Genomic DNA, 18292 nt, shown 5'->3' on the forward strand with positions numbered 1-18292 from the left:
TCAGTTGCCGATACGAACGTCCGTATTGACCTGATGGTGCGGTGGTCGTCCGTTCAACACGTTGCAGACGTTCGTCAAAGCGAGATAGAGTGTCCGCTCGCGTGCCTCCTCGGTCGAGCCGCCGAGGTGCGGCGTCATGACGACATTCTCGAACTCGACGAACGGATTATCGCGAATCGGCTCGACCTCGAAGACGTCCAGACCGGCCCCAGCGATCTGACCGCGGCGCAGAGCCTCGACCAGTGCCGATTGCTTGACGACCGGGCCGCGGGCCAGGTTGATGAGGAAGGCGGTCGGCTTCATGAGCGAGAGGGCTCGCTCGTCGATCAGGTACCGGGTATCCGGAGTGAGCGGGACATGGAGCGAGACGAAGTCCGACTCGCGGAGGAGCTTCTCGAGTGGGACATAGCTGATCTCGTGGGCATTGGCGAACGTGGTATCCCAAACGATATCGTGTGCAAGGACGCGCATCCCGAACCCGCGACCGAGCAGTGCGACCGCGCGGCCAGCCCGACCCAGACCGATGACGCCGAGCGTCTTTCCCCACAACTCTACCCCGAAATAGGGCTCCCAGCGACCCTCGCGCATCAGTCGGTCCGAGCGATGGATCCCACGCGCCAGCGCGAGCATGAGCCCGAAGGCGAGTTCGGCGACCGAATGCTCGTTGGCACCGTGGCAGTTGGCGACGACGATGCCGCGCCGGGTCGCCTCGGCAACGTCGATGTTGTCGAAGCCGACGCCGCTCGTGCTGATCACCTTGAGCCGGTTCGCGTGGGCGAGGACGCGTGCCGTGATCGGCTCGAGTCCCACGACCAAGCCGTCGACGTCACGGACCAACTCGCACAGCTGCTCCTCGTCGACCGGATAGCGAATCTCCTTCTCGACGAAACGGCAACCGCGCTCTTCGAGAAAACGCGCGATCTCCTCGCGCGCCGAGAAATACTTCCACGTCAGAACCAGAACATCCTTCCCCATTGTCGGCTGCTGTTCCCTTCCGCTCATCGGACAGCACTTCCGTCGGCACACCCGCGCTATTCTACGCGAAACGACTCGATTTGACGCTGGCCTCGCTGGGGAGTACGCTTGAGCAAGTTGAGAGAACTGGAGGATTCCAAACTGTGACGCTGGTTCTGAACGTGCTCCTCACATTCCTCTCTGTCATGCAGTTCGCCATCATCGCTCGGGCGATCCTCTCCTGGTTCGATCCAGGAGCTCGCTGGCCGATCTCCCAGATCCTGCTCCAGATCACCGAGCCGATCATCGCACCGATCCGCCGCGTCATGCCCCGCACCGGCTTCATCGATTTCTCGCCGCTCGTCGCCCTGTTGCTGATCTATCTCTTGCGCATGATGCTCGTCAACGCGGTTTCCTGAGCGCATCAGCGCGTCGCTCGGCCGCGATGCGGTCTCCCCCGTAGAGGCCCGGTAACGGACGGTACACGACGTCGCGATAGCCGAAGGCCTGTGGCCCGACCACCGCGAGTGCCTCCGGTGTCCGCAGCAGTGTTGGTGCTGGGATACCGAGGACCACGACGCGCAGGCCGTAGCGAACCACCTCGGTCGTGACTGGTTCGGCTGTCTCCTGATCGACGAGACAGATGAGGTCCGGGACGACCGCGAGGACTTCACCGTCGCGGCGAGCGATCAAGTTCTCGTTCTGGAAATCGATGCGGAGTTCGCTCCCACGGTCCTCGGCGAGCCCCTCGAGCCGAACGACCCCCCGGGCGAACCCGGCGGCTAACCGGCGCTCCACGTCGATCACCTTGCCGCGGAAGAGGACGCACCCACCGGTGACCGCGAGCGCTGCGGCGATCGGGTCATGGTGCTCGCGGCGGGCTCGGAGCACTGCCTCCCCGAGTCGAAGGGCCAACGTCACCGTGTAGGGAATCACGGTCCGGCGCAGGTCCGCCCCGCTCATGGCGGGAAAGGCGAAGCCGGCTGCCCCGCCCATCTGAACGGTGACGGCCCGAGCGTAGCGTTCCAGCGTCACGGCGTCCTGCAGCCAGGGAAAGACGACGAGGTTGTGAAAGATATCGGCCAAGGCCGCCGGTGTCGCGGGGACTCCGTAAATCGCGAAGGTATCCATCTGGAGTTCCGGGAAGGCGCGTCCCATCCCGTCACCGTCCACCACTGGCAGATCAGCGAGGGCCGCGACGGCCATCGGCCGGAGCGCGTTCGCTCCCCCGATCTCCCCCGGAACGAGATGGGTCGCGCGCCGGCCGAGGTGCGCCTCCAGCGCGCGCAAGGCTGCCAGTGGTTCGTCGCCGCGATGGATCCGCTCGATGCCGATCGTCGGTGCACCCATTCCCCCGACCGAGACGACCAAGGCATCGTCTGGAACGTCTTCGGGAGAAACGATGGTGACGCGTCGTCCTTCCCGCAGCAAGCGCCGGACATAGAGCTTGCCGTAATAGGGATTGCCGCCTCCGCCGGTACCTAAGATGCCTGCCCCGATGGTGATGGCCTCCAGCTTCTCCTCGTCCAACTCCCACATCACCTCAGCCTCCTCGGAGATCCCCAACTGCTTTGATGCGGATCCGGACGGCGTTCGAGGGCAGATACGCAATGGGTACTTCTTCGACCTCCACCACGCTCACGGTAGCTGGATCGGCACCAGCGGCGATGGCTGCTCGGCAGGCGTCCGCTCGTGCTGCGGCCAATGCGCTCTCCCGCGTCTGCCCCTCCAGCGAGACGATCCGGTCGACTTCGCCGCTCACCTGGGCGATCGCTGCCCCGATCGCGTTGGCGACTGCCGCGTAGGGTGGCCGGATCACCTCGCTCGCTCCTTCGAGTTGGCCCGGTACGAGGACGCTTCCACCACCGACGACGATGACGGGAACCGGCCCGGCCGAGGTCTTGAGGCTATCGACAAGTTCGGCGAGGCGCTGGTCGATGATCGTGAGAGCTCGTTGGACGACCACAGGAGAGAGATCGGCCACGCGCGTCGGATCACCGAAGCGCGCTCGTCCGGCAGCGACCGCGATATCGCTGGCGGTGAGCGTGTTGCCACCGAAGATGCGGGCTTCCTGCATCAGCCGGAAGCCGACGCTGCGCGGACCGACGCTCCGCCCGTCCGGCGCGACAAGACTACCCCCGCCCAGCCCGATCGACACGACGTCCGGCATGCGAAAGTTGGTGCGGACGCCACCGATCGTGACCGCGAATGATGCCTCGCGAGGGAAGCCGTTGACCAGGGCACCACCATCGGTCGTCGTCCCGCCGACGTCCAGAACGATGGCATCGCGCAGACCGCTGAGGACAGCCGCGCCGCGCATCGAGTTGGTCGGTCCCGACGCGAAGGTGAGGACAGGATAGCGTGTGGCGAAATCGGCTGTCATGAGCGTGCCATCGTTCTGGCTGAGGTAGAGCGGTGCCGTCAGCCCGAGTTCGGCGAGTGCGTCCTGGAACGCCCGGATCGTCCGCTCGGCGAGTGGCACCAGGCAGGCATTGAGGGCAGCGGCATTCTCGCGTTCGAGAAGTCCGAGGCGCCCGATCTCGCGGGAGCGGGTGATGCGGAGTCCTGGCACTCGGCTGGCGAGCAAGTCGGCCACCGCATCCTCGTGGGCAGATGTTGCTGGCGAGAAGACGGCGGTGACCGCCGCGGAACTGATTCCCAGTTCGGCGATCCGTTCGCAGACCTGGTTCAGTGCCGAGTGATCCAGCGGACTGATCTCGCGGCCATCGAACTGGTGTCCGCCGGGAAGGAGCGCGATGAATCCCGCGACGGCATCGCGGAGATCATCGGGCCAATCCTCGAGTGGTGGGATGGATGCGGTCGCTGGAAGACCGAGGCGGAGCACGGCGATGCGGGCGAGTTCCTGCCGCTGCACGACGGCATTGGTGAAGTGGGTTGTCCCGAGCATCACGGCGCGGATCTCGTCCGGGGCGATCCGAGCCTGCGCCAGGACATCGCGTACCACGCGCAAGATGCCGGTGCTCACGTCCGGTGTCGTCGGTTCCTTGGCCCAGGCGAGGACCTCACTGCGGTCCAAAAGGACCGCGTCGGTATTCGTGCCACCGACGTCGATGCCCAATCGCGCCACTGTGTCGTGCCCCCGTTTCTCGAACCGGTGCGAACCAGGTCATGGCCATCACTTCGGCCAGGAGAGCGATCACGCCGAGCATACCGGCATTGATGAGCGTCAGCGCCTCCAGAGAATGCAAAAGCAGACAGCCGACGACGAAGAGCCCCAGGACATAGCCGCGTCGCCGGGCGCGCAGGGGATCGATCTCTTTTCCGGACCGCGTTGCCCAGCGATGTTCGAGCGCGGCACTCAGCACGGTGAAGAGCGTCGAGACGGCGACGAGGAGCGGGAGCAGCAGGATCAAGATCGCGAGTGGACTACGGAGTCGAGACGGATCGACGAAGGTCCAGACGAAGAGCGTCGTCGACCATCCCGCGATCGCCTCGATGCTCAAGAAGGGAACGCGCGTCACGCGTTCGAGCGGCAGGAAGGTGAGGGCTGGCGCCGCCAGAAAAGCGGCCGCCGTGAGCAGGCGAATGGGTGCCCAGAAGTCGGAGATCGTGCCCACATTGCGCGCGACGATCAACCAGATCGCTGCGGCCCAGGCGAGCGGTACCGCGATGAGCCATCCGAAAGCCAGGAGGAACCGGATCAACACGCGCTTCCCTCCCACCGCAGTCTAGCACCGGATGTCCGACCCGAGAGAGTCGGTATACTCGCTCGTGGGAGGCGAGCATGACGCTCGATATCCGCGTCGACGATGTCGTTCGCTTGCGGAAACCGCACCCGTGTGGGGCGACCGATTGGGTGGTCGTCCGGGTGGGAGCTGACATCGGTCTCCGCTGCCTCGGGTGTGGTCGGCGCATCATGCTCCCGCGGCACGAGTTCCGGCGACGACTCAAGGCGTTCGTTTCCCGCTCGGAGAAGCCACCGCTCGTGCTCCCGCCCCGGCCGACTGATGGGTAGCATCGAGACGATCGAACCACGACCGGAAGAGCTGACGGCCCGGCCGGGAGTGTTGCTCCGGCAGCGACCATTCCTCGTTCTCTGGCTCGTCCAGACGCTCTCCCAGACGTCCCAGAACGCGGTCAACTTCGCGTTACTCGTGCTCGTCCAGGGCGTGATCGAGCGTGCAGGCTCGGCTCTGCCGGCGAATACCGCCGTTGGCTTGGCAGTGCTCAGTTTTTCGGTACCGGCGGTGCTCGTCAGCCCTTTGTCCGGCGTTGCCGCTGATCGGTTCGATCGTCGGACGCTCTTGATCGTGACCAATCTCCTGCGCGCGCTCGCGGTGGTTGGGCTGCTCTTCGTCGAAGCGCGCTGGAGCCCGCTCGCCGCGCTCTCCGTGATCTACCTCCTGGCCTTCGCCTTGGGGACAGTGGGGCAGTTTTTCGGTCCTGCGCTCTGGTCGCTCTTGCCGGGTGTCGTTCCCGCTGGGCAGCTGGTGCGTGCCAATGCCCTGTTCAATCTCACCTTCACCGTGTCCCAACTCGCTGGATTTGCGGTGGTTGGCCCGCTGGTCATCAAGCTCGTCGGCGTCCGAGCAGTGCTCGCGGCGACGATTCTGTTCTTCGTGCTGAGCGCGGTCCTCAGCGTCGCGCTGCCGCGCACGCATGGTCACAAGGTCAGTCGTGCGATCGGCTTCCTGGCGCTGCTCGCGGGCGTCTGGCGTGACATGGTCGAGGGAGTGCGCCTTTCGGCGGGGCGTCGCCTGCTGCGCAAGGCGATCGCCTACCTCGCGGTCGCCACCGCGACCTATCTCGTGATCGCGGCGCTCGGGCCGGGGTATGTGACCCGCGTCCTCGGGTTGGCCAAGGAAGACATCGCCTATCTCGTCATACCGGCTGGCCTCGGTGTCGTCCTTGGTACCCTGGTGGTCGATGTGGTGACACGCCGGGTCAGTGCCGAGCGCACAGCTGACCTCGCGCTGCTGATCGGTGGTCTGCTCCTGGCGGCGCTCGCCGTCGTGCCGGATCTCTTCCCAGAGCAGGCGATGGCGCTCGCCGCTGCCATCGTGCTCGCGGCACTGCTCGGGCTGGCCGATGGGCTGGTCCGGGCGCCGGCGCAAGCGCTCCTGCAGTCCGAGGCGCCGGAATATGCGCGTGGGCGTGTTTTGGCGGTCTTCTTCACGGTTTCGAACAGCGTCGCCTTCTTGCCAGTGTTCGGTGCTGGCGCGTTGGCTGATCTCTTCGGGATCACGGCCATCCTACTGGGGACCGGCGTGGTCCTGATGATCGCTGCACTCTGGCAGCTCATCCTCGGGACGCGGCGCGCCTGACTCGAGTTCGCAGTCGCTCGAGTGCTGTACGAAGCTGCTCGCCCAGGACAGCGAGGTTCACCGTCCAGCCGATGCCCCAGGGCATCGGGGTGAATAGGCGCGCGTCCTCGGGGTTCCAGAAGCTCGCGCGCATCCGTTCCAGCGAGGGAGGCCGGAAGTCGTAGGGGATCGGCCCGATCCGGCCCGTCCAGGTCCGTTCCTGGGGTGGGCGGCGCAGCTGGTCATAGACGGCAGCGCCGATCAACCCCCAAACGAGCCATCGCGCGAGTCCACGCAGTGTGCACCGTTTCCGCATCGGTTCGCTCCCTTCCCGCTTTCCCTCGACCAGCTTACCGGCCGCGCCGCCGCGGATCGAGTGCGTCGCGCAGGCCATCACCGAGGAAGTTGAGCGCCATGACGACGCTGAAGATCGCCAAGCCGGGGAAAGTCGCCATCCACCATTGGCTGAAGCGGCGCTGTCCCTCCCGGATCATCGCACCCCACTCGGGCGCGGGAGGAACGGCGCCGAGTCCGATGAAGGAGAGCCCTGCGGTGAGCACGATGGCTGCGCCGACGTCGAGCGTGGCCTTGACCACGAGTGGTGCTTGGGTATTGGGCAAGATGTGGACGAGCAGGAGACGGAGTCGGCTGACCCCGAGCGACTCAGCTGCGGTGACGAACTCCTGTGTCTTGATGGCGAGCACCTGCGCGCGCATCAAGCGTGCGTATTCCGGCCAGAGGACGACGACGATCGCGATGAGCGCGTTCTTGAGTCCTGGTCCGAGCGCTGCGGCGATCGCCATCGCCAGCACGATGGAAGGGAATGCCAGGACCATGTCTGCAATGCGCATGAGGATGACGTCGACCCAGCCCCCGGCATAGCCGGCGACCGCGCCGATGACCGAGCCGATCAGCAAGGCACCAGCGACCGTGAGGAAACCAGCCGGGAGCGAGATCCGTGCCCCGTAGAGCGTTCGCCGGAAGATGTCTCGTCCGAGGTCATCGGTGCCGAACCAGTATGCGGCGCTGGGTGGTTGGAGACGGGCACTGACATCGGTCACCAGTGGGTCGAAGGGAATCACGAACGTGACGGTGAATGCGACGATGATCCAGAAGAGCAAGATCACCAACCCCACCGCGGCACTAGGGCGCCGCAGCAGCGCCCGGAGGATGCGCAAACCAGGTCGGTCCGACCAGCTGCGGGACGTTCCCAAGCGCTCGGCTGGTCGGGCGGTCGTCACCATGCGGTCGCTCCTCAACTGACGCGGATCCGCGGATCGAGCATGCCGTAGAGCACATCGGTCAGGAAGTTGACGACGACGTAGACCACGGCGATGAGCAACGTCACGCCCAGGACGGCCGGAAGATCGAGTTTCATCGCGGCATCGACCGCGTAGCGGCCGATGCCGGGCCAGGCGAAGATGGTCTCGGTCAGCACGGCACCAGCGAGCAAACTCCCGAAGGTCAGTCCGATCACCGTGACGGTTGGGATGAGCGCGTTACGCAATGCGTGGACGAGAATGACCCGCCGTTCGGCTAATCCCTTGGCGCGGGCAGTGCGGATGTAATCAGCACCGAGCACATCGAGAAGCGCCGACCGGGTCATCCGCGCGATGATGCCCATCGCATAACTGCCCAGCACCATGCCGGGAAGCACGAGATGGGAGAGCACGTTGAGAAAGAGGGACCAATCACCAGCCAAGAGGCTATCGATGGTGTAGAAGCCGGTTCGGAAGGGCGGAGCGGTGAGGCGCGGATCGATCCGTCCCGGACCCGGTAACAAGCGAAGATTGGCGTAAAAGAGTTGCAGAGCCAAGAGTCCTAGCCAGAAGACCGGCAGGGAGACTCCGACCAAGGCGACGAGCCTGGCCACGTGGTCGATCCAGCGCTCGTACCAGATAGCCGAGAGCACCCCCAAGGTCAGCCCGAGCGTGACGGCGTAGAGCATCGCGGCCAGCGCCAGTTCGACCGTCGCGGGAAAGCGCTCGCGCAGGTCCTGCATGACGGGACGACGCGAGGTGTACGACTCGCCGAGATCGCCGCGCAGGAGATTGCGCAGGTAGAAGAGATACTGCTCCGGGAGCGAGCGGTCGAGCCCCCATCGCTCCCGGTACATCTGCACCGTCTGCGGATCGTTGGCGGCGCGCTCCGGCAGGATCGCCATGAGCGGATCGGCGGGGATCAGGTGGGAGACCGCGAAGGTGACCAGAGTCACCCCGACGAGGAGCGGCATCGTGACGAGCAGGCGCCGCAGGACGAAACGGCCGAACATGGTCCAGGCTCCTCGGGCGGCTGAAGGGTGCCGATCCTAGCTCTTGCGGACCTTGCTCAGATCGACCCCGATGACCGGATCGAACACGTATCCCTGCACGTTCTTCCCGACCGCGATCTGGGCCTTGGGTTGGTAGAGGCACAGGAAGGGCGCGTCCTGGTTGAGGAGCCGCTGTCCCTCGGCATAGAGGCGAGCTCGTTCTTGCGGGTCGGCCGTCTTGGCGGCGCGCTGGAACAGATCCGCGACTTGCGGATTGTCGTAAGCCACGCGCTTGGCTGCGGCCTCGCCCGGGACACCGAAGGGGATGGCCCAGCCGTGCGGGTCGAGGAAGTCCGGAGTCCAGCCGGAGATCGTGCATTGCAGCTTGCCGGCTCGGTAATCCGCCAGACGCACGTCCGGTGCACGGGGGTCGAGCGTGACGCGGATCCCGACCTTGCGCAGGTCATCGGCGATCTTGCTAGCGAGGACTTCGGAGGACACGCCACCGACCTCGGTCCCGCCACTGCTGAAGGTGAGCGTGAGCTCGAAGCCGTTGGCCAAGCCAGCTTCGGCGAGGAGCTGCTTGGCCCGCTCGGGGTCCGTCCGATAGCGAGCGTCCTCGGCTTCCGCCACTCCCAGGAGACCACTGGGGATCACCGAGGGCGGGCGGACCGCTGCACCGCGCAGGAGTTGCTGGATGATCCCGTCGTAGTCGATGGCGTAGGCGATCGCTTGCCGCACGCGCCGATCGGCCAGCTCCTTGCCGACTGCCGGACTGGTGTGCATGGCGAAGTATTCGGTGTCGAGGGTGTCACCGCGTACGATCTGGGCAGTTCCCGCGCGCTCGACCTCGGCAATGAGGTCAGCGTCCAGATTGTGGGCAGCGTCGACGTCGCCGCGCTCGAGCAACTGTCGCTGGGCGGTGGGATCGGGTATGTGCCGGATGATGACGCGCTCGAGCGGAGCTGGTGAACCCCAGTAGTTGGGGTTGCGCTCCATGACGATCTCTTGTTCTTTGACCCAGCCCTTGAGGACGAAGGGACCGGAGCCAGCCGAGTTCTGGTTGAGCCATTCGGTGGCCTTGTCGGTCTTGTCCGCTCCCGGCTGGTCCGTTCCGCCCTGCTGCTTGACGACCTGGGAGTCGAGGACGGAGAAGTTCGGCGAGACGAGCATAGCCAAGAACGCGGCGTTGGGTTCGGTCAAGGTGATGCGGACGGTGCGCTCGTCGGGCGTTTCCATCGTCTGGATGATGTCAGCCAGCCAGGAGGGGTTGTCCTTCAGCTCGCGCAACCGGTTGAAGCTGAAGACGACGTCGGCCGATGTCACGGGATTCCCGGACGCGAAGCGGGGACCTGCGCGCAGGGTGAAGGTATAGGTCGTGACGTCCTGGCTGATATCGACCTTCTCGGCCAGCTGGAACTGGACAGTGCGGATGTCCGGTGGCTGGATGGTGACCAAGCGCTCGTAACACGCGCCCATGACGATCGGTGAGGTGAGCTCGTACTGGCGCGAGGGGTCGAGCGTGATCGTATCGGTGAGACGTGCGATGACGAAGGTGCCGCTGCCGGCTGGTGCCGGGGAGGCGGCAGCAGCTGGCGTCTGCGCCGGGGCCGGTCCGGGTGGCGTCGCGGCTGGCGCCGGAGTCGGTGTCGCCTCCTGGCGTGCGCAGGCCGTCAGGAGACCCAGGCCGGCGATTCCCGCCCCGAGGGCGGTGAGCCGGAGAAAACGGCGCCGCTGCATGGCGCGATTCAGCCACCTCTCTGCTCGCTGTTCGGCCATGGTCTGTCTCCTCCTCGTCGCCTCGTTGCGATTACCCATCGAAGTGTGATCCTCGAGAACGAGTGGCGTCAAGCGAGCGAGTCGCCGCTGCACTCATGGCTATGCTGCTGGGGCCTCCAGCCCGCGTGCGCGCCGCGGTCAGGAGCACGCGGTTCGGCCATGTGGCGGGAGTTGAGCCGGTCCGAGCGAGCACTGAGGCTCGTTCGCTGTCCACCTGCCCATCGAGCGGGCGCGAGACTGTGCAGTGCACGGGGTCGCTTTGCGGCAACCGGCTCGCAGCGCGAGCGAGAGACCTTACGACGCGTCGCGCGCAGCAGCGAGGGCTGCCTGCCCCAGACTGATCCCGCCGTCGTTGGGCGGAACCATCCGGTTCACCCAGACCGTCGTCTGGCCGAGAAGCTGCTGCACGCGCGTCAGGAGCAGCATGTTTTGGAAAACTCCTCCTGAGAGGACGACGTGGCGTATCCCGTAGGCTTCTCGGCAATACGCAGCCACCGAGCAGATCGCGTGGGCGACCGCCTCGTGGAAGGCGCGAGCGATGGCAGCGATGTCGCGCCCGCGCTGGCGATCGCGAATGACTGCCGCGAGGAGCGGCCGGAAGTCAAGTTCGTGGTTGACGAACGGGAAGGGGTACGGGGCGACCTCACCCGCCTGGCGGGCCAGATGCTCCAACCAGATCGCTGCCTGCCCCTCGAAGGTGATCGGTCGCGTGAAGCCACAGAGAGCGGCAACCGTGTCGAAGAGTCGCCCCATTGACGTCGTGGGGTGGCAGCGCACCCGGCGTCGCAGTACTGTGCAGGCCTCGTCGTACCGCTTCGGGAACGCGAAGGGGGAGGCGTGCAGATCGGGAAGCTCGGGGAGCATGGCCAAGAATCCGGCCGCTGCTTGCACGGGCCATCGTGCGGCTGCATCTCCACCAGGCAGGAGCACTGGCCGCAGCGATGCCACACGCCGCAGCCCGCCGACCAGGCTTCCCACGAAGACCTCGCCACCCCAGATACTGCTGTCGTCGCCGTATCCAGTACCATCGAAGGCGAAGCCGACTACGGAATCGTCCCAGCATTCATGCTCAGCCAGAACGCTGGCGATATGGGCGCGGTGGTGCTGCACCGCGACGTGCGTGCCGGGCAACTCCTGTGCCAGTCGAGTGGAGACATACTCCGGGTGCGCATCGTGGACGATCAGCGCCTCATCGAGGTTGACCTCGTACATGGCGCAAAGGTCGCGGATGGTGGTCGAAAATGCCTCGACGACCGGCCAATGCTCGAGGTCACCGATGTGCTGGCTCACGAATGCCTGGCCAGCGACGACGAGCGTTACCGTGTTCTTGAGGTCTGCACCGACAGCGAGGATCGGTCGCGTGGTCGGGAGTGTGGCGACGACGGCTGGTGCAAGGCCGCGCGCACGGCGAACCAGGATGGATCCGCTCGGACCGTGGCGTATAACCGAGTCGTCTATCCTTCGGGCGATCGGCCGCTCTCCAACCAGGAACGCGTCGGCGATACCGCTCAGACGAGCGAACGCGTCGTCGTCGCAGAAGGCGATCGGCTCGTCTGAGCGGTTCGCGCTGGTCATGACGAGAACAGCGGGAGCACCGAAGGCAAAGAGCAAGTAGTGCAAGGGAGCGTACGGCAGCATGATTCCAAAGTCGCGATTCTCGGGCGCAACACCTGGCAGCTCGATCCTGGCCGGCAGAAGGAGGATGGGGCGAGCTGGACTCCCGAGGAGGGCGCTGGCTGCGTCGTCCAGCTCGACGAGCTGGGCCGCGGTATCGAGATCTCGAACCATCAAGGCGAACGGTTTCTCCTTGCGGAACTTCCGCTCGCGGAGCGCCCAGACCGCAGCGGCATTCCGTGCGTCACACGCTAGGTGGTAGCCGCCGATCCCTTTCACAGCGAGAATTTTCCCAGCAACCAACCAGCTAGCCGCCAGACGAACGGCATCCTCTCCTCGGGCGACGAGCTGGCCCGTTGCTGTGCACAGTTGGTACTGCGGTCCACAGAGCGGGCAGGCGATCGGCTGGGCGTGGAAGCGCCGATCTCCAGGATCGTGGTATTCCCGGTCACAATCAGGGCAGAGGGACCAATCCTTCATGGTCGTGCGTGGCCGGTCATAGGGTAAGGAGAGGATGATACTGTAGCGGGGCCCGCAGTTCGTGCAATTGATATACGGGTAGTGGAAGCGCCGATCGGCTGGGTCGAACAGCTCGCGCAGGCACGCGTCGCATGTCGCTAGGTCAGGCGACACGCGAGTCGTCGGTCGGTCACCTTGGGCGCTCTCGCGGATCGTGAACTGTGCGAAGCCGATCGGCCGAGTCTGCTGGACACTCAGGCTCGCGATGCGGGCGGCTGGCGGTGGGTTGGACTCCAGCTCGGACAGGAAGGTCGCGAGCGCGGGCTCGGGTCCCTCGACTACGATCTCGACGCCCTGTTCCGTATTGAGCACCCATCCCCCTAACCCGAGCCTCGTCGCCAGGCGATAGACGAAGGGCCGGAAGCCGACTCCCTGGACGACACCGGTGACACGAATGGACCAGGCCAGGATGCGTGATCTTTCAGATCGTGCAGCCACGACCCTGCCACCCGATCAAGACTACCCGGCCATCCTCGACCAGGACCGGGATCGTTCGCCTGCCACCCGTGAGTTGGAGGAGACGCTGGCGTGCATCGACGTCGGCATCGACGTCGTATTCGATGAACGCGACTCCTCGCCACTCCAGTGACGACCGTAATTCGGCAGTGTACGGACACCAGCGCGTTCCGTATAGCTCAAGCCGTCCCATAGAGCGTGACCTCCAACGCCTCGCGCAGAACATGGTACGCCGAGGCCTGGGCTTCCTGGATGCGCGGAATGTAGTCGCAATGAACGACGATCGCGTGGTCGACGAGCTGCCGCCGCAGAATCTCGCCGCCGTCGTAGCCGAGCAAGCCGACCGTCAAGAGACCTCGCTTCCGGGCCTCCTCCAGCGCCATGATCACGTTCGTCGATCCTCCACTGGTCGAGAAGCCGATCACCACGTCGTGAGCCTGCGCATGCGGAATCAGCTGGCGCAGGAACATCACCTCCTGGCCCACATCGTTGGCAATCGCTGTCAAGTTGGCTGGCTCGAGAGCCAGCGAGATGGCCGGGAGAGAGTGGTATCCTGCCGGCGGCATGACGCAGTCCACGGCCAGGTCATTGGCGTCGGTCGCCGAGCCACCATTCCCGAGGCAGATCAGCTTGCCGCCCCGCTCCAGGCGTTGGGCGATCGCGACCGCCGTATCGGCGATCACTCCGGCCTGTTCCCTGGCGAGTTCCGCGCGCAATCGCTCAACCTCCTCCGCCTTGGCTATGATCGAGCCTGCGACCTCCGGCTCGACCGCTCGCAGGTCGACTGGCGTTCCACCGAGGAACGGGTAAAACGCCGCCAGTTCACCGACCTCGTACCCCGCAAGCTGCCGGTGCTCGAAGAAGACGTGCACCGTCTCCCACAGGGTGTGGTAGAGCACCTCGAGGAGTTCCTGGTGAATGAACGGGTCAGCGGTCGGGGTCTCGACCGCATAGTCCGCGCTCTCTCCTTTTCCGGGAAGGGCGAGGGTCAGTGCGCCGCGGGAACGCAAAACGGCCAAAATGCGCTGAACAAGCGGATCTCCTTCCGGGGAGCCGAACCCCATGACGATGTCCTGCGGTTGTAGGATCGCTGTACTCCATTCGGCGAAGGAGAGGCTCAGGTCCAGCGCTGGCAAGGCGCGCTTGCCGACGATGACTGGGTGGATGAACTCGACCGACACGTGTTGCGCGTCGGTTGCATACGGACCTCGACCGAACGCGAGCAGGCGTCCGCCGGCGAGAAACCGCTCTGCCATCTCGCGGCAAATCGCTGCGAGGCGCTCAGCCTCGCACGGAAAGAACGCACGCGAGAGCGTATTCCGCTCGAGCAGCCGGTCATGGACGAACCTCGAGAGCGGCTGGCCCATCGCGTCCCTCCTCAGGAGCGCTGCGAACTAGCAGATGCGTGGCAGTGGGTCACCGACCAGCATGTCAACGACGCGCCGGCCTCCGTAAGCAGTGGTTACGGTGACGACACCCGGTGGGTGTGTCTCGATGGTTCCGATGCAGGCAGCATCCTGACCTCCAGGTACGCTGCGCAGCGCGGCGAGCGCTGCGTCGGCCCACTCTGGTGCCACGACCACCAGGAGCTGCCCCTCGTTGGCGATATGGAGGGGGTCGAGTCCGAGGACTTCGCAGGCACCACGGACTGCATCACGGACAGGTATAGCTTCTTCCTCGAGAACGACCGCCAAACCAGTGTCGCGCGCCAGCTCATTGAGGGCTGTTGCCACGCCGCCTCGTGTGGGATCGCGCATCCAGCGGAGACCAGGAGCCGCTGTGGCGGTGAGCGCATCGACGAATGGTGTGAGGGGGCGCGTATCGGAGACTAGATCAGCCTCCAGATCCAGCTCCCCGCGAGCCAGGAGCACCGTGATGCCGTGATCCCCAATGGGGCCGGAGACGAGCACCCGGTCGCCGGGTTGGACGAAGCCCGATCCGAGGCGGAGCCGGGGATCGACGAACCCGAGGCCAGTGGTGACGATGTACAGCCCATCAGCCTTGCCGTGCTCCACGACCTTGGTATCGCCGGTCACCACCGGAACTCCGGCACGCGCTGCTGCTGCCGCCAGTGCCTCGACCTCAGCACGGAGAACGTCGCTAGAGAGTCCAGCCTCCACGATGAACGCAGCTGCCAGGGCGAGCGGGCGGGCGCCGCTGACCGCGAGGTCATTGATCGTTCCGTTAACCGCGAGCTCACCGATGGAGCCGCCGGGAAAGCGGAGGGGGCGCACCACGAAGGCATCCGTCGTCAGCGCCAGTGTACCGTGGCCGGTCGCGAGCAGGGCGGCATCATGCAACTCGGCGAGCATCGGATTCATGAGCAGCGGCAGGAAAAGTCCCTCGATGAGCCGTCGGCTTGCCTTGCCACCTGCTCCATGGGCAAGCTCGATGGTCGAGTCGTGAAAGGGAAGACCGACGATCGTCGCACGCATCGCTACGCACTCCTCGTCGCCGAGAGCCGGTGGACGTAGTGATAGTAGGCTGCACACGCGCCCTCGTTGGAGACCATCAGGGCACCGATAGGATGCTCTGGAGTGCACTCTCGACCGAACAGCTTGCATTGTGGCGGCTTCAGCACCCCTTTGAGCACCTCACCGCACTGGGCTGCCTTGGGATCGGTAACCCGGATCCCGGGGATGTCGAACCGCACCTCTGCGTCCCAGTCGGCGTAGGCTGGTGCGATCTTGAAGGCTGATTGCGAGATGAAGCCCAGCCCGCGCCACTCGAAGTACGGTCGGAGCTCGAAGACTTCAGCCATCGCCTTGAGTGCTGCTGGGTTCCCGTTCCAGGGGACGACGCGCCGGTACTGGTTTTCGACTTCGGCTCGCCCTTCTCGCAGCTGGCGCAAGATCATGAGGATCGCCTGGAGGAGGTCGAGCGGCTCGAAGCCGGAGACGACTAAGGGTTTCCCGTAGTCGCGCGCCACGAACAGGTACGGGCGACAGCCGATCACGGTGGAGACGTGTCCTGGACCGATGAACCCGTCCAAGCGCATATCGGGGGAATCGAGAATCGCGCGGATGGCAGGGACGATGAGAACGTGGTTACAGAACACCGAGAAGTTCCGGATCCCCAGCTGCTTGGCGCGCATGAGCGTGAGTGCCGTCGATGGTGCTGTGGTCTCGAAGCCGATCGCAAAGAAGACCACGTGCTTTTGCGGATTGGCCTGGGCGAGCTTCAAGGCATCCAGCGGGGAGTAGACCATGCGGACATCCGCGCCACGGGCCTGGTACTCGAGCGGTGTTCCCTTGCGTCCGGGCACGCGCATCATGTCGCCGAAGGCGGCGAAGATCACGTTCGGCTGCTCAGCCAGCGCCAGGCCATCGTCGATCCGGCCCATCGGCAACACGCAGACTGGGCAACCGGGCCCGTGCACCAGCTCGATCATAGGCGGAAGAAGCTCAGGCAGGCCGTGGCGATAAATCGCGTGGGTATGCCCGCCGCAGACTTCCATGATCCGATAGTGCCGCTCTGGGTCGACCGCCCGCCAAATCTCTGCTGCCACTGCTCGGATGAGCTTTGGGTCGCGGAGTTCGTCAACGTATCGCATCATCGCCTCCAACGCGCACGAGTGCGACTCCGAGGTGCACGAGCAGCACGTCCCCTGGCATCACATCGGGGACGAAGTCGAGAGCAACGATCGCTCTCTGGCCCACGCGATCTTCGCACACCGCTTGGTTTCCCTCCACTGCCACGACCACGACAGGGACAGCGAGGTCACCACAGGTGACACAGCCGTCCCGATCGAGGGTACAGCTTCCGTAGTGCCAAAGTTCAGGATGAACGTCAGTCTGACGCATCGAAGATATATCCTTGCACTTCTTCCATCGCTTGCGCGTCTTCGCCGAGTGCTTCCAGGAGACGGAGCTGGGCTGCCGCTTCCGCCTCGCTCACTTTGCTCAGGGCGAAGCCGACATGGATCAGGACCCAATCCCCAGCTTGCAGGCCGTCGTCCCACACGAGTTCGACGTTGATCCGCCGCCGGACCCCGAGCACGTTCACGAGCGCGACACGCGAGTCCGTATCGAGGTCAATCACCTGCCCCGGAATCGCGAGACACACGGTCAGCTCCCTTCTTCGCTCCCCACTGCGTCAACTGAAGCGCTCGCTGCTGCTGGAGCCAGTCCAACCAGGCCCCGAGGCCGACCCCGGTGCGTGCCGACACCGTGAGGATCGCTACTCGCGCATTCACCCGTCGCACTGCCTCCGTGAAGCGCTCCTCGTCGAAGGCGAGGAGCGGTGCCAAGTCCCACTTCGTCAGCAGGATGAGGTCAGCCTGGTGGACGAGGGGCGGATACTTTTCCGGTTTGTCTTCTCCCTCAGTCACGGCGAAAAGGACGACTCGAGCCGCTTCCCCGAGATCGAACGCTGCGGGGCAAACGAGATTGCCCACATTCTCGATGAACAGGTACTCGAGCTCATCGAGGTTCCAACCGTCGAGCGCTGCCTGGATCATCGCTGCCTCAAGATGGCACGTTGTGCCGGTCGTGATCTGGCGGACACGCCCACCTGCCTGGGCGAGACGCCGCGCATCGTTGTCCGTCGCGAGGTCACCGACGATGACTCCGACGTGGCTTCCTCCGCCGAGTGCCTGCACGGTCGCTTCGAGAAGCGTCGTCTTTCCAGCACCCGGACTCGACGCGAGGTTGACCACGAAGGTGCCAGCTCGGAGGAACCGCCAGCGCAACTCCGAAGCCTGCGCGTCGTTGCGGGCGAGAAGCCGTTGCTCGAAGCGAATCAGGCGTTCATCCACGACGCACCTCCGCAGCGACCAGCTCGAGCTCCCGGCCTCCTACGACCGTCAGGGCTGCTGCGCCGCACGCTGGGCAGGCAGGTGGTAGCCAGCTTATCCAGGAGCCGAGGCCATCTCGGTTGTCCATGACATCTGCACCGCTCAAGTTCGTCTCCTGGCCGCACTCCTCACAGCGGAGGACGATCGGCGGGACCTGGATAGCGAGGATCGCACCTTCCGCTATCGTGCCGACCGCCGCGATCTCGAAGGCTGACCGAAGCGCTGGCTCGATCACGCCAGAAAGAGGACCGATCTTCAGGTGGATGACCTCTATCCGCACGTCAGGATGCGTACCCAAGGATTCGGTCAGCGCATCGATCAGGCTGAGTGCGACAGAGAGTTCGTGCATCCTTCCTTTCCGTCCTCACCGCCGAGGCGTGAGTATGCGCAGCAGCGCATCCTTGGCCAGGTCACCCGCCAGCCCGAGCAGCCAGCTCTGCTTCCCCAGCCGCTCGGCTACCAGGGAAGCCGCGACGCGGGAGAGGTCCCGAACGAGGCCCGACTGCGCGAGCGCGCGCAGCGCGCTGACTGTCTGGTCCATTCCGACTTGACCCTGGCGTGCTCCGATGACATAGCCGACGACGAACGCGGCGATGACGTCCATCTCTTCATCCCCCTCCCTCAGCTGTGCTCATGACCACGCAGCTCGACACGCATGGG

General features: G+C 65.1%; 21 protein-coding genes. 3 read left to right on the forward strand and 18 right to left on the reverse strand.

What is annotated here, in order from left to right:
• Positions 1-1002: a phosphoglycerate dehydrogenase gene (locus TRD_RS08650; RefSeq protein WP_015922794.1), complete on the reverse strand. Its 1002-nt coding sequence runs from the start codon at positions 1000-1002 to the stop codon at positions 1-3.
• A 116-nt stretch (positions 1003-1118) separates the two neighbouring features.
• Here TRD_RS08650 and TRD_RS08655 point away from each other — a divergent pair, with 116 nt between their 5' ends.
• A complete protein-coding gene (locus TRD_RS08655; RefSeq protein ID WP_015922795.1) occupies positions 1119-1373 on the forward strand; it encodes a YggT family protein in 255 nt (84 codons plus the stop codon).
• On the opposite strand, the gene TRD_RS08660 is transcribed toward TRD_RS08655, so the two are convergent.
• From TRD_RS08660 to TRD_RS08670, 3 genes are read right to left on the reverse strand one after another with little or no spacing between them, the layout of a single operon-like run.
• Complete coding sequence (locus TRD_RS08660) at positions 1357-2493, reverse strand: DUF917 domain-containing protein (protein ID WP_015922796.1); 1137 nt, start codon at positions 2491-2493, stop codon at positions 1357-1359. The two genes, TRD_RS08655 and TRD_RS08660, sit on opposite strands and share 17 nt — an antisense overlap.
• Positions 2494-2497: 4 nt before the next feature.
• On the reverse strand, positions 2498-4042 hold the full coding sequence (locus TRD_RS08665; protein ID WP_015922797.1) for a hydantoinase/oxoprolinase N-terminal domain-containing protein: 1545 nt from the start codon (positions 4040-4042) through the stop codon (positions 2498-2500).
• Positions 3978-4622, reverse strand: coding sequence for a hypothetical protein (locus TRD_RS08670; protein ID WP_015922798.1), 645 nt, complete (start codon positions 4620-4622; stop codon positions 3978-3980). The genes TRD_RS08665 and TRD_RS08670 overlap by 65 nt, the downstream gene beginning before the upstream one ends.
• 77 nt (positions 4623-4699) lie before the next feature.
• Between TRD_RS08670 and TRD_RS08675 the strand changes: the two genes are divergently transcribed.
• Together TRD_RS08675 and TRD_RS08680 are read left to right on the forward strand one after the other, a co-directional pair.
• Positions 4700-4930, forward strand: a complete 231-nt coding sequence (locus TRD_RS08675) for a DUF951 domain-containing protein (RefSeq protein WP_015922799.1) — start codon at positions 4700-4702, stop codon at positions 4928-4930.
• Positions 4923-6239: an MFS transporter gene (locus TRD_RS08680; protein ID WP_015922800.1), complete on the forward strand. Its 1317-nt coding sequence runs from the start codon at positions 4923-4925 to the stop codon at positions 6237-6239. Before TRD_RS08675 ends, TRD_RS08680 begins: the two co-directional genes overlap by 8 nt.
• Here TRD_RS08680 and TRD_RS08685 read toward each other — a convergent pair.
• The 14 genes from TRD_RS08685 to TRD_RS08750 all read right to left on the reverse strand — a co-directional run bounded on the left by TRD_RS08685 (position 6214) and on the right by TRD_RS08750 (position 18236).
• Positions 6214-6534 carry a DUF5808 domain-containing protein gene (locus TRD_RS08685; RefSeq protein WP_015922801.1) on the reverse strand — a complete coding sequence of 107 codons (321 nt, stop codon included), beginning with the start codon at positions 6532-6534 and terminating at the stop codon, positions 6214-6216. The genes TRD_RS08680 and TRD_RS08685 overlap by 26 nt on opposite strands.
• A 34-nt stretch (positions 6535-6568) precedes the next feature.
• Positions 6569-7462: an ABC transporter permease gene (locus TRD_RS08690; RefSeq protein ID WP_015922802.1), complete on the reverse strand. Its 894-nt coding sequence runs from the start codon at positions 7460-7462 to the stop codon at positions 6569-6571.
• An 11-nt stretch (positions 7463-7473) separates the two neighbouring features.
• Entirely contained in the window at positions 7474-8490 is a 1017-nt protein-coding gene (locus tag TRD_RS08695; protein ID WP_015922803.1) for an ABC transporter permease, read from the reverse strand.
• A gap of 36 nt (positions 8491-8526) precedes the next feature.
• Complete coding sequence (locus TRD_RS08700) at positions 8527-10248, reverse strand: ABC transporter substrate-binding protein (RefSeq protein ID WP_041436081.1); 1722 nt, start codon at positions 10246-10248, stop codon at positions 8527-8529.
• Between the two features lie 294 nt (positions 10249-10542).
• Positions 10543-12819 (reverse strand): carbamoyltransferase HypF, encoded by a 2277-nt coding sequence (hypF, locus tag TRD_RS08705; protein WP_015922805.1) that lies wholly within the window; start codon positions 12817-12819, stop codon positions 10543-10545.
• The gene (locus TRD_RS08710; RefSeq protein ID WP_015922806.1) at positions 12803-13030 is read right to left on the reverse strand and encodes a glutaredoxin; all 228 of its coding nucleotides are present in this window, start codon (positions 13028-13030) and stop codon (positions 12803-12805) included. Before TRD_RS08710 ends, hypF begins: the two co-directional genes overlap by 17 nt.
• On the reverse strand, positions 13017-14204 hold the full coding sequence (locus TRD_RS08715; protein ID WP_015922807.1) for an SIS domain-containing protein: 1188 nt from the start codon (positions 14202-14204) through the stop codon (positions 13017-13019). Before TRD_RS08715 ends, TRD_RS08710 begins: the two co-directional genes overlap by 14 nt.
• 27 nt (positions 14205-14231) lie before the next feature.
• Positions 14232-15272, reverse strand: a complete 1041-nt coding sequence (hypE, locus tag TRD_RS08720; protein ID WP_015922808.1) for a hydrogenase expression/formation protein HypE — start codon at positions 15270-15272, stop codon at positions 14232-14234.
• Positions 15273-15274: 2 nt separating this feature from the next.
• Positions 15275-16390, reverse strand: coding sequence for a hydrogenase formation protein HypD (gene hypD / locus TRD_RS08725; RefSeq protein WP_015922809.1), 1116 nt, complete (start codon positions 16388-16390; stop codon positions 15275-15277).
• Positions 16377-16640 carry a HypC/HybG/HupF family hydrogenase formation chaperone gene (locus TRD_RS08730; protein ID WP_015922810.1) on the reverse strand — a complete coding sequence of 88 codons (264 nt, stop codon included), beginning with the start codon at positions 16638-16640 and terminating at the stop codon, positions 16377-16379. Before TRD_RS08730 ends, hypD begins: the two co-directional genes overlap by 14 nt.
• Positions 16627-16902, reverse strand: coding sequence for a HypC/HybG/HupF family hydrogenase formation chaperone (locus TRD_RS08735; protein ID WP_015922811.1), 276 nt, complete (start codon positions 16900-16902; stop codon positions 16627-16629). Before TRD_RS08735 ends, TRD_RS08730 begins: the two co-directional genes overlap by 14 nt.
• Positions 16871-17593: a hydrogenase nickel incorporation protein HypB gene (gene hypB / locus TRD_RS08740; protein WP_015922812.1), complete on the reverse strand. Its 723-nt coding sequence runs from the start codon at positions 17591-17593 to the stop codon at positions 16871-16873. The genes TRD_RS08735 and hypB overlap by 32 nt, the downstream gene beginning before the upstream one ends.
• The gene (locus TRD_RS13745) at positions 17586-17981 is read right to left on the reverse strand and encodes a hydrogenase maturation nickel metallochaperone HypA/HybF (protein ID WP_015922813.1); all 396 of its coding nucleotides are present in this window, start codon (positions 17979-17981) and stop codon (positions 17586-17588) included. Before TRD_RS13745 ends, hypB begins: the two co-directional genes overlap by 8 nt.
• Positions 17982-17996: 15 nt before the next feature.
• Positions 17997-18236: a hypothetical protein gene (locus TRD_RS08750; RefSeq protein ID WP_015922814.1), complete on the reverse strand. Its 240-nt coding sequence runs from the start codon at positions 18234-18236 to the stop codon at positions 17997-17999.
• Positions 18237-18292 lie beyond the last annotated feature (56 nt).

It is taken from the genome of Thermomicrobium roseum DSM 5159 (genome assembly GCF_000021685.1).
GTDB classification, from domain to species: Bacteria; Chloroflexota; Chloroflexia; order Thermomicrobiales; family Thermomicrobiaceae; genus Thermomicrobium; species Thermomicrobium roseum.